The sequence below is a fragment of the Mesorhizobium sp. M0676 genome, from assembly GCF_040320535.1.
Taxonomy (GTDB): Bacteria; Pseudomonadota; Alphaproteobacteria; order Rhizobiales; family Rhizobiaceae; genus Mesorhizobium.
Genome location: NZ_JAMYPU010000023.1, coordinates 64,582 through 80,559, shown reverse-complemented (window position 1 = coordinate 80,559; position 15,978 = coordinate 64,582). Strand labels below are relative to the sequence as shown.

Below are 15,978 nucleotides of genomic sequence, written 5' to 3'. Positions count from 1 at the left end.
CCGCGAATTGCTCGATCGGACAAGATCCTAATTCTCGACCATGCGGTGAGGCTCGAACGAGATCCTCGGGACGCACTCCAAGGTTTCGATCATATTCGGCACACAAGGAAAGGGCGGCATTGCTGCCGCCCTGTCCGCTGTAAGTTGATAGGGGCTGGATTAAAAATCCATACCGCCCATCCCGCCCATGCCGCCCATACCGCCGCCGCCCATGCCGCCAGGCATGCCGCCGCCAGCCGACTCCTTCTTGGGAGCCTCCGCGATCATGGCTTCGGTGGTGACGAGCAGGCCGGCGACCGAGGCCGCGTCCTGGAGAGCGGTGCGAACGACCTTGACCGGGTCGACGATACCCATGGCGATCATGTCGCCATACTCGCCGGTCTGGGCGTTGTAGCCGTAGGTCGCACCCTTGTTGTCAAGGATCTTGCCGGCAACGATCGAAGCTTCCGCACCTGCGTTCGAAGCGATCTGACGGGCCGGAGCCTGCAGTGCACGACGAACGATGTTGATGCCGGCAGCCTGGTCGGCATTGACGCCGGTGACCTTGATGTTGGCCGAAGCGCGCAGCAGTGCGACGCCGCCGCCTGCAACGATGCCTTCTTCCACGGCCGCGCGGGTCGCGTTGAGGGCGTCGTCGACGCGGTCCTTCTTTTCCTTGACTTCGACTTCCGTCGCGCCGCCGACGCGGATCACCGCGACGCCGCCCGCGAGCTTCGCCAGACGTTCCTGCAGCTTCTCCTTGTCGTAGTCCGACGTGGTCTCTTCGATCTGCTGCTTGATCTGGGCAACGCGGCCCTGGATCTCGTCCTTCTTGCCGGCGCCGTCGACAATGGTGGTGTTCTCCTTGGAGATCGACACCTTCTTGGCGCGGCCGAGCATGTTGAGGCCGACATTCTCGAGCTTGATGCCGAGGTCTTCCGAAATGACCTGGCCACCGGTGAGGATGGCGATGTCTTCCAGCATGGCCTTGCGGCGATCACCGAAGCCCGGCGCCTTGACGGCGGCGATCTTCAGGCCACCGCGCAGCTTGTTGACGACCAGCGTGGCCAGAGCCTCGCCTTCGACGTCTTCCGAGATGATGAGCAGCGGCTTGGAGGTCTGCACGACGGCTTCGAGAACCGGCAGCATGGCCTGGAGGTTGGACAGCTTCTTCTCGTGCAGGAGGATGTAGACGTCCTCGAGCTCGGCAACCATCTTGTCGGCGTTGGTGACGAAGTAGGGCGAGAGATAGCCGCGGTCGAACTGCATGCCTTCGACGACTTCCAGCTCGGTCTCGGCGGTCTTGGCTTCCTCAACCGTGATGACGCCTTCATTGCCGACCTTCTGCATCGCTTCGGCGATCATCTTGCCGACCGACTCGTCGCCATTGCCGGCGATCGTGCCGACCTGGGCAACTTCCTCGGAAGTCTTGATCTTCTTGGCAGCGTTGCCGAGAGCCGCGACGACTTCGGTCACGGCCAGGTCGATGCCGCGCTTCAGGTCCATCGGGTTCATGCCGGCGGCAACCGCCTTGTTACCTTCCTGGACGATCGACTGCGCCAGGACGGTCGCGGTCGTGGTGCCATCACCGGCGATGTCGTTGGTCTTCGAAGCAACTTCGCGGATCATCTGCGCGCCCATGTTTTCGAACTTGTCGGAAAGTTCGATTTCCTTGGCGACGGTGACGCCGTCCTTGGTGATGCGCGGAGCGCCGAACGACTTGTCGATGACGACGTTGCGGCCCTTGGGACCGAGGGTCACCTTCACCGCGTCGGCGAGGATGTTGATGCCGTGAAGCATGCGCTCGCGGGCGTCGCGGGAGAATTTTACGTCTTTGGCAGCCATTTTTTAGCTCCTGGCAGGGGCTTGCGATCAAGCCCGAAATTCAGTTGACGGTGAGGCCGATAATCAGCCGATGATGCCCATAATGTCGGATTCCTTCATGATCAGAAGGTCTTCGCCATTGAGCTTGACTTCGGTGCCCGACCACTTGCCGAACAGGATGCGGTCGCCGGCCTTGACGTCCAGCGGGACCAGCTTGCCGGCTTCGTCGCGAGCGCCGGAGCCGACGGCGATGATCTCGCCTTCCTGCGGCTTTTCCTTCGCCGTATCCGGGATGATGATCCCGCCGGCGGTCTTGGATTCGGATTCGACCCGGCGTACGACCACGCGGTCATGCAGCGGCCGGAAATTCGACTTTGCCATTTTTGGATTTCCTTGGTGCGGATGTTGAACGGTGCTCCGTTGCCCGAGCATGCCTAGCACTCAGCCGAAGCGAGTGATAACGCGGCAATGAGATAAGCCGCAGGCTCCTGCTAGTCAAGACGGAAGAGCAAAGAGCAAAGAGAAAAGAGAAGACAGCAAAGAGCAGCCAGCAAAGAGCGTGTAAGCATCGAGCCTTTTATGTGAACAATGTCGGGTATCCGACATATATGGGGCGGCTCACCCTTTGTAATTGAGCTTTATTCAGATGGTACGATTTGTGCAACGGGTGTTGCATTTGAACTCATCCAGAGGCTCGCACGGGTCGTGCTGCGTCAGCTTGGTCATGTCGAGCTTCAGAAGGCCATTTGGCATTGGTTCTGTTGCTCCTATTGCCATTCATGACCAATCCTGCGCGCGTGAGCCGGCCGGCTAGATTCCAACCACGAGAGCGCCGCCGCTGAGACCCGCACCCGCCGCCGCCAGAAGGATTTTCTCTCCTGGCTGGAATGGCTTCATCTGGTTGGCGAGCGAGAGCGACAGCGGGACCGTCGCGGCCGAAGAGTTGCCGTATTCGGCAATCGTCTTGACAATTGCTTGGTCCGCAATGCCGAGGTTTCTTGCGACCGCGCCGAAAATCCGAGTATTGGCCTGATGCGGCACAAACCGGCCGACATTGTGTGGCCGCACTCCCGCAGCGGCTAGCGCGGTTCTCGAGCAATCGGTCATCATCTCGACGGCCTTTGCGAATATTTCGGGCCCGTCGGTCATCGTCATCCGGGTCTGCCCGAGGTCGAGGTCGCCATGGAACGGCGTGTTGCTTCCTCCTGCGGGAATCTGGATCAGCCCGTAGCGCGAGCCGTCCGAAGCCACCGAGGCACCGAGAATGCCCCGATCAGCATCATCGCACTGACCGATCACCAGGGCGCCGGCGGCATCGGCGAACAAGACTGAGCTCGCGCGCTCGGCTGGATTGATGCGGCGGCTGAGAATGTTGGCGGCGATGACCAGCGCTGGTTTGCCATGCAGGCGGGTGAACCCGTCCGCAAACATGAGCGCATAGATGAAGCCAGCGCAGGCGCCGGTCAGATCGACCGCGCCTGCGCGGCCAAGGCCAAGCTTGTGTGCGACCAGCGGCGCGCTGGGCGGCAGAAGATGGTCGGGTGTCGAGGTGGCAAGCAACAGCAGACCGATGTCGTGGCGCGCAATACCGGCGTTCACCAGCGCCATGTCGCCAGCCCGGGTGGCAAGACCCGACAGCGTGTCTTCGTCCGTTGCCCAGAAGCGCGAACGGATTCCGGTACGCCTTTCGATCCAGCCCGGCTCGAGGCCGAGATTGCTCTCGATCTCGGCATTGGCCACCCTGCGCCCAGGCACGTGATGGCCAAGTCCGAGAATGCGCGACGACTTGCTCATGGCCTGGACCCGAAGCGTTCCCCGGCCTCCTCGATGGCGTCATAGACTCGTTCGAGCTCGTCGTCTGCGATGCAATAGGGTGGCAGAAGGTAGAGGACATTGCCGAGCGGGCGCACAAGCAGGCCGCGCTCGAGGAAGAAAGCGCGCAGCTTCGGACCAATCTCGGCGAGATAACCTGCGGAACCGGTTCGCAGGTCGAGCGCCGCGATCGTTCCCGTGGCTCGACAGCCGGCAAAATATGGATTGTCCCGAAAGCGTTGCAGCCCGACGGCCTGCATCACGCTCAAGGCCGTGATCCGCTCGGCCACTGGTTCGTCGCGCCAGATCTCGACATTGGCGAGTGCTGCCGCACAGGCAATCGGATTGGCGGTGTAGGAGCTCGAATGGAAAAACGTCTTCTTCCGGTCCTCGGAATAGTGCGCCCGGAAGATGGCATCGGTGACAAGCGTTACGGCCAGCGGGATGGTGCCGCCGGTCAAGCCTTTGGAGGTGCACAGGATATCTGGAGAAATCGATGCCTGCTCGCAGGCGAACATGGTTCCGGTGCGTCCCCAGCCGGTCATCACCTCGTCGGCGATCAGCAGCGTGCCGGAGGCCTCAGTGATCTTCTTCAATTCGGCCAGAACCGATGCTGGATACATCAGCATGCCGCCGGCGCCCAGCACCAGCGGCTCGACGATCAAGGCTGCGGCTCGTCGATCGCGGGTCACAGCCTGGAAACGATCCAGCGTCTCCTGCTCGTGCCCCGCGGCCGGAAAGGGGATGATGTCGACCTCGAACAGCAAGGGTTCGTAGGCGGCGTTGAACACGCCACGCGCACCGACGCTCATCGTTCCGATCGTGTCACCATGATAGCTGTGCTCCATGACGACGATGCGCGAGCGCGGCGCGCCGATGTTGCGGAAATAACCGAGCGCCATCTTCAGCGCGACTTCGACTGAGGTCGAGCCACTGTCGGAATAGAACACCCAGTCGAGTCCAGCGGGAGCGAGGCCGACAAGCGCCTTGGCCAAGCGCTCTGCCGGCTCGTGCGTGAAGCCCGCAAAGATAATCTGGTCGAGGCTCGACGCGGTTGTCTCGATTGCCTTCATGATGCAGGGATGGCGGTGGCCATGTGTGACGACCCACCAGGAGGAGATGGCGTCCAGGATGCGGGCGCCGTCGGCCCTGTGGAGATAGGCGCCCTCAGTCAGGACGATTTCTGGGGTCGCAGGCTCGAGCGCGTGCTGGGTGAAGGGATGCCACACATGAGACTGCGACATCAGTCACCTCCAGCAATCGAGGCGAAGGCGAAGCCGGCAACCATTGCGTCCCTCAGTGTTTTGCCCGTCAGCACATCCAGGTGCGGCAGCCTGCCGAGCTGCGGCGCACCGCTGAATTCCACGATGGTCCGTTGCGTATCGGCCATCTCATCGCCGATGAAAGCGATGCCCGCCAACGGGATGGAGCGGGCGCGGAGCGCCTCGACCGAGAGCAAGGTGTGGTTGATGGTGCCGAGCGTGGTGCGGGCGCACAGAATAACGGGCAGCCGCCATTCAGCGAAGATGTCGATGAACCTTGTGCGCCGGTTGAGCGGCACCATCAGGCCGCCGGAGCCTTCGATGACGAGCGGCGTCGGTAGGACGGGAAAAGCAAGATCGGCAGCCTTGATCGCCACGCCGTCGATCTCGGCCGAACGATGCGGCGACAGCGGGCTCCGCAAGCGGTAGGCTTCCGGCAGCACGCGCTCTGAGGGCAAGCCGGCAAGCCGCGCGACCACCTCGCTGTCGGTCTCGCCGTCGAGGCCCGATTGCACCGGTTTCCAGTAAAAGCCGTCCAGCAAACCGGCGAGCCCAGCCGCAAACACGGTCTTGCCAACTCCGGTATCCGTTCCGGTGATGACAATGCGTTGAGTCATATCGCCTCCGGTGATGTTTGGGCCAACACCTCGACCAGCGCCTCGACCATGGCGGAAATGTCGGCTTCGCCAATATTGAGCGTCAGTGAGATGCGCAGCCGCGACGTGCCCTCGGGCACGGTCGGAGGACGAACGCCGCGTATGTCGAAGCCGCGGGCCTGCAGGCGCGCCGCCACTGCCATGGTGCGCCTGACATCGCCGATTACTAAGGGCTGGATCTGAGAGCCACTTGGTGTCACACCCCAGCGATTGACCAACCGGCCGGCGCTGGCGACGCGTTCATGCAGCTGAACACGCCGCATAGGCTCGTCGGCCAGCATTGCGAGTGCCTCGCGCGCCACGACCGCCATCAGTGGCGATGGCGCGGTCGCGTAGATGAATGGCCGGCAACGGTTGATCAGATATTCGCACAGTGCCCTCGGCCCGGTCACGAGCCCACCAGATGCGCCGAGCGCCTTGCCGCAGGTGTGGAGCACTATGATGTTGTCGCGGCCCTCGAAAGCGGCGGCAAGCCCCCGGCCGTCCGGTCCCCAGACGCCGGTGGCATGCGCCTCATCAATGACGATGAATGCGCCGTGCCGATCGGCAAGCGCGACCAGGCTCTCCAAAGGCGCGCAGTCGCCATCCATGCTGTAAAGGCTTTCCACCGCGATCCAGACGCATCCCATGCCGCCTGCGACGCGCCAACGTGTAATCGCATCCTCGACAGCGGTGGCGTCGTTGTGCGCGGCCAGCACGAACTGTGCGCGCCCGGCCTGCGCACCCTCATGCATGCTGGCATGGGCGAGCTCATCGAGGACCAAAAGATCGCCCTTCTGCGGCAGGGCGCTCAGCAGAGCGAAGTTGGCGATGTAGCCGCTGCCGAAGAACAGCGCGCGGTCGGCTCCAAAGAATGCCGCCGCGTCTGCCTCGAGCTGCTCGTGTTCCGGTGCATTGCCGCGCAACAGCCGCGACCCGGTGGCGCCAACCGGCGTGCCCCGCGCAATCGCCGCCACAACCGCATCGCCAAGTCTTCTGGACGCGGCCAGCCCGAGATAGTCGTTCGACGAAAAGTCCAGCCCGGCGCGGGGCGAAAGCGTCCGCAGCCGGTCCTTGCGCGCTAGGCCCTGCAAGGTCGCATCATAACGGGCAAGCGGCGCCCCGTTCATTGCGCCTCGAGTTCCATCGGATCGATGCCAAGGCGCCGGAACAGCAGGGTATCCTTGTCCTCACCTGGATTGTCCGCCGTCAGCAGCGTGTCGCCGAAGAAGATTGAGTTGGCGCCGGCAAAAAAGCACAGCGCCTGCATCTCGTCGGTCATCGCGGTGCGGCCGGCGGACAGACGGACATGCGATTTCGGCATCATGATGCGCGCCAGCGCGATCACGCGCACGAATTCGATCGGCTCAATGGGCTTGGCGTCTGCAAGCGGCGTGCCGGCGATCGGGATCAGCATGTTGATCGGAACGCTTTGCGGATGTTCCGGCAGATTGGCCAGCGTCACCAGCATGTCGATCCGGTCCACCGGCTCCTCGCCCATGCCGACAATGCCTCCACAGCAGACATTGATGCCGGATTTGCGAACGTGCTCGAGCGTCTCGAGCCGCTCGGCAAAGCTCCGCGTACCGATGATCTCGCTATAGTAGCGTTCTGACGTATCGATGTTGTGGTTGTAGTAGTCGAGACCCGCCTGCTTCAGTCGCACGGCTTGCTCAAGATCGAGCATGCCGAGTGTCATGCAGGTCTCCAGGCCCAGCGCCTTGACGCCTTCGACCATCGCCACCACCGCATCCATGTCGCGCGCCTTGGGGTTTCGCCAGGCCGCGCCCATGCAATAACGGGTGGCGCCGGCATCACGCGCCTTGGTCGCTTCGGCGATGACGCGCCTGACTTCCATCAGCTTGGACGCCTCCAACCCGGTTTTGTGACGCGCCGACTGGCTGCAATAGCCACAATCCTCCGGGCATCCTCCGGTCTTGATGCTGAGCAGCCGGCTGAGCTGGACCTTGTTTGGATCGAAATTCTGGCGGTGCACGGTCTGCGCCAGGAAGAGGAGATTGTTGAAGGGGGCATGGTAAAGTGCCTGAGCCTTTTCCAGGGTCCACGCTCCAGCGTCAGGCGGGTCAGGCGATTGAGCGTGCGGCGATGTCTGCGTTGAACTTGCCGTTTGCATCTCCATGCTGTTCCTCCGGTCTGTCTTGCGGGTCTTTGCTATCTGACTGTGATGATCGGAAAGGACAGTTGACCCAATCCTGTTCGTTACTCAGACAATCATGAGCCCCGATGGTCGAGGCCGATATCCAGGATCGGCGCGCTGTGGATGAGTCGGCCGACCGAAATCAGATCAACGCCGGTCGCGGCAACCGCTCGCGCTGTATGCGACGTGATCCCGCCAGAAGCCTCGGTGATAGCGCGGCCACCGACCATTGCGACGGCGCGGCGAAGATCGGGGAGGGACATGTTGTCGAGCAGAACCGCATCGGGAGCGAAGCCAAGTACCTCCTCCAGCTGGGCCAGAGTATCGACTTCGACTTCGATCTTGACGAGATGACCGGCCGCTCTTCGTGCTCGCTCGAGCGCTGGCCGGACGCCGCCTGCGATGGCGATGTGGTTGTCCTTGATCAAAATTGCATCGTCCAGGCCGAAGCGGTGATTGGACCCGCCACCTGCGCGCACGGCATACTTTTCGACTGCCCGCAATCCGGGCGTTGTCTTGCGGGTGCAGACGATCTTCGCGCCATATCCACGAACCGCAGCGACGATCGATGCCGTTGCTGTGGCGATGCCGCTCAGATGGCACAAAAAATTGAGTGCCGTCCTTTCCGCTGTGAGAATGGCTCGGGCCGGGCCAACCACTGATGCAATGACCTCTCCATCCACGACATTGCAGCCGTCTGTCCGCTCCACGGAGATTTCGACACCAGGATCAATCATGCCGAAAGCGAGCATCGCCAGATCGATGCCGGCGACAACTCCGGACTGTCGCGCCACCAACACGGTTCCCGCTTGGTATTCCTTCGGGACGATGGCGTCCGTGGTCAAGTCGCCGGCTCTGCCAAGGTCTTCAAGAAGAGATGCCCGGACAAGCGGCTCAAGCAGGACCGTGGGGAGCGGTGAGAGCATCATCACTTTGCACCTTCGGAGCTTGGCGAGTGTCCGAGTTCCCGCGCGGCCGCCAAGGCAGCTTCGAGCGTGATTTCGGACCGTCGGGCGGCAGTCGCATGATGAGGAAAATCTGTCCGGTAATGAGCGCCGCGGCTTTCTTCGCGCAACAAGGCGGCAACAGCAATCATTAGCCCGACAGCCGCCGGATCCGAGACCGCATCCTTGCTTTCGGCGAGCGGCAATAAGGCACGCGCGGCTGCTTTCAAGCCTTGACCATCCCGGACGATGCCGAGTGCGCGCGACAGAAAAACGCGCACGGCTATCGGAGCGGGCGGTGGGTAAACGTTCGCAAACGCAGGCCTTGTTCTGCGCGCAGGCGTTCCGGCGACGCTTTCAGCGACCCAGCGGGCGCACACGATTGCCTCGGTCAAGGAATTGCTGGCGAGCCTGTTGGCGCCATGCAGTCCTGTCGAAGCGACTTCGCCGCAGGCCCACAGCCCCTTGACGGAGGTCCTGCCCGAGCAGTCCACGGCAACGCCACCCATGTGGTAGTGTTGGGCCGGACGAATGGGGATGAGATCGCGCGCGGGATTGATGCCCGCTCCAAGGCAGGCTGATGCGATTGTCGGGAAATGTCGAGCGAATGCTGTGCCTGGCCGTTGTCGGGCATCGAGAAAAACATGGTGGCCGTCCGCAAGATGGTTCCACACGGCGCGGGCCAAGACATCGCGAGGCGCAAGTTCCGCCCCTGGCACGCTCTGGAGAAAAGCCTGGCCGGTTTCATCGATCAGGGCAGCACCTTCGCCTCGCACAGCCTCGCTGACCAGCGCCATAGGGCGTTCTGGGCCGTCAAGGGCGGTCGGGTGGAACTGGATGAATTCGAGGTCGGCTAGGACAGCTCCAGCGCGGGCCGCAAGCGCAAGGCCTTGTCCGCAACTGCCCCAAGGGTTCGTGGTGTCGAGAAACAGTCCCCCGATGCCACCGGTGGCGAGGACGACCCGCCGTGAGCCGAAGAAGAAAGGTGCGATCGAACAGCTCGCCCAGACGCCTCGGATCGCATTCTCTCGCACGGCGAGCCGGCGCGCTTCCACGCCCTCCACGACAACTATCGACGGAGTGGAACGCACAGCCGCGATCAGCGCACGCATGATCTCACGCCCGGTGCCGTCCCCATGCGCATGAACGATGCGACGTCGGCTGTGTGCGGCCTCCAATCCGAGGCACAGTGATCCTTCCGGCGTGCGGTCAAAGCGAACCCCAAAGCCCGCAAGCCCCTCTATGGCCTTGGGCGCGGCTTGGAGGATGCGGCTCGCCACGGCTCGGTCGCAGAGACCATCCCCGGCGGCAACCGTATCGGCCAGGTGCATTGCCGGATCGTCGTCTTCGCCGAAACTTGCAGCCAGGCCCCCCTGGGCCCAGGTGCTCGAGTTGTCAGCTCCCAGCAGCGACCTTGACAGAAGAAGCACCGGCTCCGGCGACAGTTGAAGCGCGGTCATCAGTCCGGCGATGCCGCCGCCGATGATGATGGGCCGCCCGAAGAAGCTGCGGAGGTCGGCGCTCAAACTGCCAGCATCCGTTCGACCGCTAGCCGCGCGCGCCCGGCGATCCCGGGTTCGACGGTTACGTCATGGTGGTTCTGCTCGAGCGCCGTGCGGATGTTGGCAAGCGTGATCCGCTTCATATGCGGGCACAAATTGCAGGGCCGGATGAACTCGACCTTTGGGTGCGCTAACGCGACGTTGTCGCTCATTGAGCATTCCGTCATCAGCACGACACGTGGCGGCCTTTGCCTTTCGACATAGTCGGACATGGCAGCCGTCGAGCCGGAAAAATCTGCTTCAGCCACGACGTCGGGCGGGCATTCGGGATGGGCGAGCACGACCACGCCGGGATGGCTTTCGCGCAACTCGCGGATGTCGGCCGGTGTAAAGCGCTCATGCACCTCGCAACGCCCTTTCCAGGCGATGATCTGCACATCTGTCTGGGCGGCGATATTCTGGGCCAGATATTCGTCCGGCAACATGATCACCCGGGGAACCCCAAGGGATTCGACGACCGCCTTGGCGTTGCCGGATGTACAGCAGATATCCGACTCGGCCTTCACTTCGGCGGACGTATTTACATAAGTGATGATCGGAACGCCGGGATAACGCTGGCGCATCAAGCGCACGTCTTCTGCCGTGATTGAGTCCGCCAACGAGCAACCGGCGCTGAGATCCGGAATGAGCACGGTCTTGCCCGGATTAAGGAGCTTGGCCGTTTCGGCCATGAAATGGACGCCGGCCAGCACGATGACTTGCGCCTCGACCGTCGCAGCCGTGCGGGCTAGTGCCAAGCTGTCGCCGACGATGTCGGCCACGCAGTGGAAGATCTCGGGCGTCTGATAGTTGTGCGCCAGAATGATCGCGTTGCGCTCGCGCTTCAGCGCAAGGATCGCCTCGATATCCTCGGCGAAAGCCGGCCATTCGATCGGCGGGATCACTCGTCGGACGCGCTCGTAGAGCAACGCGGCCGTAGGCAGCATGGCGCCCATAGACCCCCTCCCGCTTATACTCTAACTGAAAATAACCAGCATATACTTGCTGTGAGTATAAGGGATGTCAACCCCGCGCCAGCGGCAATTTTGTCCCGGCGATGAGCCTATCGTCGAGAACGGCGTGGCGGAAACGGAAAAGCTTCGCTGGCCGGCCGCCGGTCTCAGTGGTGGCCTCTCCGGTCTCCTCGACCAGCTCCTGCTGTTCGATCAGTCGGCGAAAGTTCGGCTTGTGGATGAGCCTGCCGGCGAGCGCCTCCACGGTTCGCTGCAGCTGCAAAAGCGTGAAGACCGGCGGCATCAGCTCAAAGACGACTGGGCGGTATTTGATCTTGGAGCGCAGCCGCGCAATGCCGGTCGCCACGATGCGGCGATGATCGGCGACCATGGACTTGCTGGGCACCAGCGGCGGGGGTCCTGCGTCCCGCCCTCTTACGGCCTCTTGGACCAGGCCTGCTTCGTAGACTAACTCATAGCGTTGAAGCGTGAGTTCCTCGTTCCAAAGGCGGTCGTCGAAGCCAAAGGCTATCGTCGCCCGCTGCCAGCGTTCACGTCGCGTGGCCGAATCGCCAACGCCGTTTGCCCATTCGATCAGGCGCGGCCGCAGAACGTCCAGCACGACCGCAGGCGTGCCGGAGCGGTGGTCCTCCCATGGAAAATATTCATACCAACTCTGCCATCCGCACTTGGGCGAGCCCGCTGCCTGTTCCTTGCGCGTCAATGCGAGATAGCTGATGGAGATGACGCGCTGCTGGCGCTCGGCGCCGATGCGATCCCGATCCGCGAACGTGTAGAGTTGCTCAATGTACCCCAGCCGATGGCCGGTTTGCTGCTCGACCCACCCCCTCAAGCCGGATTGCAGCGATCGGTGCTCAAGCGCAAAGGGACCGGAGGGCAAGGTGTCCGCCTGGCCGATGGTGAGGACACAGGGTTGACTGCCGTTTACGGCGACCACAAAGGCGATCAAGTCCACTTTGACGTTGTCGGCCTTGCCGGCGGCTCTGTCTTTCCTGAGTCCTATTGCCTGATCGTCCATTATTTGGCCAGCTCGGGGGCACCTTAATCGATTTAATGTAAGCGTGCCAATTGGCACGTCAACACCCCGCAGCTGCATGGCCATTTTTTTGCTCTTCGCACCTGCACAAAAATGTGCCAAAGGCGACAGCCGCAGCTGGTAACGTAGGGGAAGGAGGGTCCCATGAGCGCTTATGGTGACACCAGGGCGATCACACCGCCGGATATTCGTTCGCGCAAAGGTGGGACGCCGCTCGTCTGCCTTACCGCCTACACCACCCCAGTCGCCCGGCTTGTCGATCCCCATTGTGATGTGGTGCTCGTCGGCGACAGCGTCGGCATGGTTCTCCACGGCCTGCCCTCGACGCTCGGTGTCACGCTGGAGATGATGATCACGCACGGCCAGGCGGTGCGCCGTGGCATCAAGCAGGCGCTGATGGTGGTCGACCTGCCGTTCGGTTCCTACGAGGAAAGCCCAGAGCAGGCTTTCCGCAATGCCGCGCGCGTCATGGCCGAGACCGGCTGCACGGCCGTCAAGCTCGAAGGCGGCGAAGCGATGGCAGAGACGATCGGCTTCCTCGCCGCACGCGGCGTGCCCGTCATGGCCCATGTCGGATTGACGCCGCAGGCCATCAACACCATCGGTGGCTACCGCGTACAGGGCAGGGGCGGGGATGCCGAGCGCATCAGGCGCGACGCAATTGCGGTGGGCGAAGCGGGCGCCTTTGCGGTCGTCCTGGAGAAGGTTCCTGAGGCGCTCGCCCGCCGGATCACCAAGGAGGTGGCGACCCCGACCATTGGCATCGGTGCCTCGGCAGCCTGTGACGGCCAGATTCTCGTCGTCGACGACATGCTGGGCCTCTTCGGCGACTTCCGGCCCAAGTTCGTCAAGCGTTATGCTGAACTCCGGGAGGCGGCTGCGGCTGCGATCGCTTCCTATGCGCGCGAGGTGAAGGAGCGCCAGTTTCCCGCCGCAGAGCACGTGTTTGCCGATGCGCCCAAGCCCGCCGACACGGACGCCACCAAGAGCGGAGAAGCAGCGTGAGCGTGCCGATCGTCAGGAGCGTTGACCAGCTTCGCGAAAGCGTCGCCGCATGGCGCTGCGAAGGTGTGAGGATAGCCCTGGTGCCAACGATGGGCGTCCTGCATGAGGGCCATCTCAGCCTGGTGCGCGCTGCACTCGAGAAGGCAGACCGTGTGATAGTGACGCTCTTCGTCAACCCGAAGCAATTCAACAGCCAGGCCGATCTTGCCGCGTATCCCCGCACCGAGAACGAGGATGCCGCCAAACTGGCACCGGTTGGCGCGCACCTGCTTTATGCGCCAGATGCAGAGGAGATGTATCCGGCGGGCTTCGCCACCACCGTTTCGGTTTGCGGTGTCAGCGAAGGCCTGTGCGGTACATTCCGGCCGGGGCATTTCGACGGCGTGGCGACCGTCGTCGCCAAGCTCTTCCTGCAGACCAGCGCTGACTTCGGCTTCTTTGGCGAAAAGGACTTTCAGCAAATTCACCTGGTCAGGCGCATGGCCCGGGATCTCGATATTCCAATCACCATTGTTGCCTGTCCGACAGTCCGTGAAGCCGACGGTCTTGCGCTATCATCGCGCAATGTGCGGCTCTCGCCAGCGGAACGCGCTGTTGCTCCCAAGCTATCATCGGTCCTGCTCAAGACGGCTGAGCGGCTTGAGCGCGGCTCACCCATCATGCCAACGCTTGCAGAATCTCGCGCAGCAATTCTGACTGCAGGCTATCGCGAGGTCGAATACCTGGAACTCCGCGATGAGGCAGATCTGCAGCCGATAACAAGCCTCGATCGACCGGCACGGTTGCTTGCCGCCGCCTGGCTCGGCGGCACACGGCTCATAGACAACGTCAGACTATTTCGGATTGGTTCAACAGATTAGCCACGTTCTCGGCACGCGCCGTATTCGTCCGGGATCATCTAAAACAAGGTCTCTGCCTGGCATTGAGCGTTACGGAGGTTACGCACAGGACACATGCATCGCGTGTTTGAGAACTTCGTCGAGCAACTGTCTGCAAGTGTTGATGCTGCCGATCTCTGTGAGGCAATGGCCTCCGCTGCAGCCGGCTTCGACTTCCCGCTATTCGCCTATTTCACCTACCCGTCAGCCTCCGGCGACGCCCCCCAATTGATTTCAAACTATCCTTCATCCTGGACGTCACGTTATCTGCAACAGCGGTACCACAGTCTCGATCCGGTCATCCTGCGCGGGCTGCAAGGCTGGGATACATTCGATTGGGGTGTGGATCGCGCTCGGCACTGTCTGCCGAATTCGCAGCAACAAATTCTAGAGAGTGCGGCTGAGTTTGGCATCTGCGGCGGCCTGACGATGTCCATGCATGATCATCTCGGCCGGTTTGCTGCCCTGACCTTTGCTTCCGACGAGTCCCGTCCGCCTCTGTTGCGGTCACTGGCACGTTACGAAAAAGCATTGCAGCTGGTGGCCATCAACTTTCATATCCATGTCCGGCGCAGGCTCGCCGATCATCGCGTGGTGGATGGTGTAACGCTCACCCCGCGGGAGTTCGAGTGCCTGAAATGGGCGGCGCGCGGCAAGTCGGCTTGGGATACTAGCCAGCTTCTCGGCGTCTCAAAGCGCACCGTGACCTTTCATCTGGAAAACGCCAAGGCAAAGTTTGGCGTTCGAACGATCAACCAAGCCGTTGCACGAATGGCTGCCTCCGGCCTGACGAGATCCTGATTCTCAGCCACGATACCTGTAAACCTCTACAGGCTGCATCGATGTCAGCTTTGCCCTTCGATGGCGGGAACACATCCCACATGGAGGCGACCATGATGCAACTGATAGCACCAGACTTTTACAACGAGTTTGCAGGCGAACTCAAAGAGATGCATGGGCTCAGGTTTCGGGTCTTCAAGGAAAGGCTCGATTGGGAAGTTGATACCGAAGACCAGATGGAATCCGATCCGTTTGATGCTCTCAAGCCTGTCTATCTGCTCCTCAAAGGATCCGACTGGCGAATTCGCGGTTGCGTGCGTCTTCTGCCCAGCACCGGACCCACAATGTTGCGCGACACCTTCCCGGTGCTGCTGGGTGCTGACGTCGTGCCCTCGACCACCGACATATGGGAGAGCAGTCGTTTCGCGCTCGATCTTCCTCCGTCGGCGCCCAAGGCAGCGGGCGGGCTGGCCCAGGCGACCTACGAGCTCTTCGCGGGCATGATCGAGTTCGGCTTGGCCAAGGATCTGACCCGGATCGTAACGGTGACGGACACGCGCATGGAGCGGATCCTCCGCCTTGCTACGTGGCCATTGTCGCGCATCGGAGAACCCAAGTGCGTCGGCAAAACGGAGGCGGTGGCTGGGTTTCTCGAGATTTCCCACGCGAGCCTTTTGCGAATCCGCAGCAGGGGACGTCTGAGCGGACCGGTACTGTGGCAACCGGTTCTAGGCCCGTCAGCATAGCGCCATTGTGGACACCTGTGCCATGAAGGATGCTGGTTTGCCCAAGGAAGCGACGGTCGGCGTTGTATGCTGGCCGGACTGGCGTTGCCAGGACGCTTACCACTACGCCAGACGATTGCCACGGACTGGCTGGGCCTGGGAGTTTCTTCGGCGCAATCCACAATTCCAGCGCGACCACGCCAAAATGGCACCCTCCGCCTGCTTTGTCGGAGCCCAGGCCGACATGAAGATAATCGAGTTGACGACAGAATCGGCTTTCCTAAGACAATGGAGCCTCCTTTTTCGCGGACGCGCCACAGTCGGACGCTACATCGGCGAGGGTCTTTTGGGATCCGCGCGATTGCGCCTGTATTCTACGAGCGGCCGCGGAGCCGCTGGGGCTCGACCACGATTTTGAACCGCTT

General features: G+C 62.2%; 16 protein-coding genes. 5 read left to right on the top strand and 11 right to left on the bottom strand.

The annotated features are described in order from the left end of the window. Positions 1-159: 159 nt before the first annotated feature. The 11 genes from groL to NKI35_RS23090 form a co-directional block, all read right to left on the bottom strand. Positions 160-1,824, bottom strand: coding sequence for a chaperonin GroEL (groL, locus tag NKI35_RS23140; RefSeq protein WP_286460910.1), 1,665 nt, complete (start codon positions 1,822-1,824; stop codon positions 160-162). Between the two features lie 63 nt (positions 1,825-1,887). Then, positions 1,888-2,184 (bottom strand): co-chaperone GroES, encoded by a 297-nt coding sequence (gene groES / locus NKI35_RS23135; protein ID WP_019863563.1) that lies wholly within the window; start codon positions 2,182-2,184, stop codon positions 1,888-1,890. Between the two features lie 429 nt (positions 2,185-2,613). Beyond that, positions 2,614-3,597 (bottom strand): 3-oxopimeloyl-[acyl-carrier-protein] synthase BioZ, encoded by a 984-nt coding sequence (bioZ, locus tag NKI35_RS23130; protein WP_352741567.1) that lies wholly within the window; start codon positions 3,595-3,597, stop codon positions 2,614-2,616. Then, positions 3,594-4,859: an adenosylmethionine--8-amino-7-oxononanoate transaminase gene (locus NKI35_RS23125; RefSeq protein ID WP_352741566.1), complete on the bottom strand. Its 1,266-nt coding sequence runs from the start codon at positions 4,857-4,859 to the stop codon at positions 3,594-3,596. The genes bioZ and NKI35_RS23125 overlap by 4 nt, the downstream gene beginning before the upstream one ends. Then, the gene (bioD, locus tag NKI35_RS23120) at positions 4,859-5,494 is read right to left on the bottom strand and encodes a dethiobiotin synthase (RefSeq protein WP_352447895.1); all 636 of its coding nucleotides are present in this window, start codon (positions 5,492-5,494) and stop codon (positions 4,859-4,861) included. The genes NKI35_RS23125 and bioD overlap by 1 nt, the downstream gene beginning before the upstream one ends. Then, positions 5,491-6,642: an 8-amino-7-oxononanoate synthase gene (locus NKI35_RS23115; protein WP_352445632.1), complete on the bottom strand. Its 1,152-nt coding sequence runs from the start codon at positions 6,640-6,642 to the stop codon at positions 5,491-5,493. The genes bioD and NKI35_RS23115 overlap by 4 nt, the downstream gene beginning before the upstream one ends. After that, positions 6,639-7,652: a biotin synthase BioB gene (bioB, locus tag NKI35_RS23110; protein WP_352741565.1), complete on the bottom strand. Its 1,014-nt coding sequence runs from the start codon at positions 7,650-7,652 to the stop codon at positions 6,639-6,641. The genes NKI35_RS23115 and bioB overlap by 4 nt, the downstream gene beginning before the upstream one ends. A gap of 92 nt (positions 7,653-7,744) precedes the next feature. Further along, on the bottom strand, positions 7,745-8,599 hold the full coding sequence (nadC, locus tag NKI35_RS23105; RefSeq protein ID WP_352447893.1) for a carboxylating nicotinate-nucleotide diphosphorylase: 855 nt from the start codon (positions 8,597-8,599) through the stop codon (positions 7,745-7,747). Continuing rightward, on the bottom strand, positions 8,599-10,140 hold the full coding sequence (locus NKI35_RS23100; protein WP_352741564.1) for an L-aspartate oxidase: 1,542 nt from the start codon (positions 10,138-10,140) through the stop codon (positions 8,599-8,601). Before NKI35_RS23100 ends, nadC begins: the two co-directional genes overlap by 1 nt. Next, a complete protein-coding gene (nadA, locus tag NKI35_RS23095) occupies positions 10,137-11,111 on the bottom strand; it encodes a quinolinate synthase NadA (protein WP_352741563.1) in 975 nt (324 codons plus the stop codon). The genes NKI35_RS23100 and nadA overlap by 4 nt, the downstream gene beginning before the upstream one ends. A gap of 67 nt (positions 11,112-11,178) precedes the next feature. After that, a complete protein-coding gene (locus NKI35_RS23090; protein WP_023673634.1) occupies positions 11,179-12,147 on the bottom strand; it encodes an NUDIX hydrolase in 969 nt (322 codons plus the stop codon). A gap of 162 nt (positions 12,148-12,309) precedes the next feature. Here NKI35_RS23090 and panB point away from each other — a divergent pair, with 162 nt between their 5' ends. From panB to NKI35_RS23065, 5 genes are all read left to right on the top strand, one after another. Continuing rightward, positions 12,310-13,170 (top strand): 3-methyl-2-oxobutanoate hydroxymethyltransferase, encoded by an 861-nt coding sequence (gene panB, locus NKI35_RS23085; RefSeq protein WP_023707031.1) that lies wholly within the window; start codon positions 12,310-12,312, stop codon positions 13,168-13,170. Further along, entirely contained in the window at positions 13,167-14,030 is an 864-nt protein-coding gene (panC, locus tag NKI35_RS23080) for a pantoate--beta-alanine ligase (RefSeq protein ID WP_023808077.1), read from the top strand. Before panB ends, panC begins: the two co-directional genes overlap by 4 nt. Positions 14,031-14,123: 93 nt before the next feature. Next, positions 14,124-14,849 (top strand): LuxR family transcriptional regulator, encoded by a 726-nt coding sequence (locus NKI35_RS23075; protein WP_286456140.1) that lies wholly within the window; start codon positions 14,124-14,126, stop codon positions 14,847-14,849. 92 nt (positions 14,850-14,941) lie between these two features. Further along, a complete protein-coding gene (locus NKI35_RS23070) occupies positions 14,942-15,574 on the top strand; it encodes an acyl-homoserine-lactone synthase (RefSeq protein WP_031206361.1) in 633 nt (210 codons plus the stop codon). 22 nt (positions 15,575-15,596) lie between these two features. Continuing rightward, positions 15,597-15,971, top strand: a complete 375-nt coding sequence (locus tag NKI35_RS23065; protein ID WP_352627105.1) for a transcriptional regulator domain-containing protein — start codon at positions 15,597-15,599, stop codon at positions 15,969-15,971. Positions 15,972-15,978: the final 7 nt, after the last annotated feature.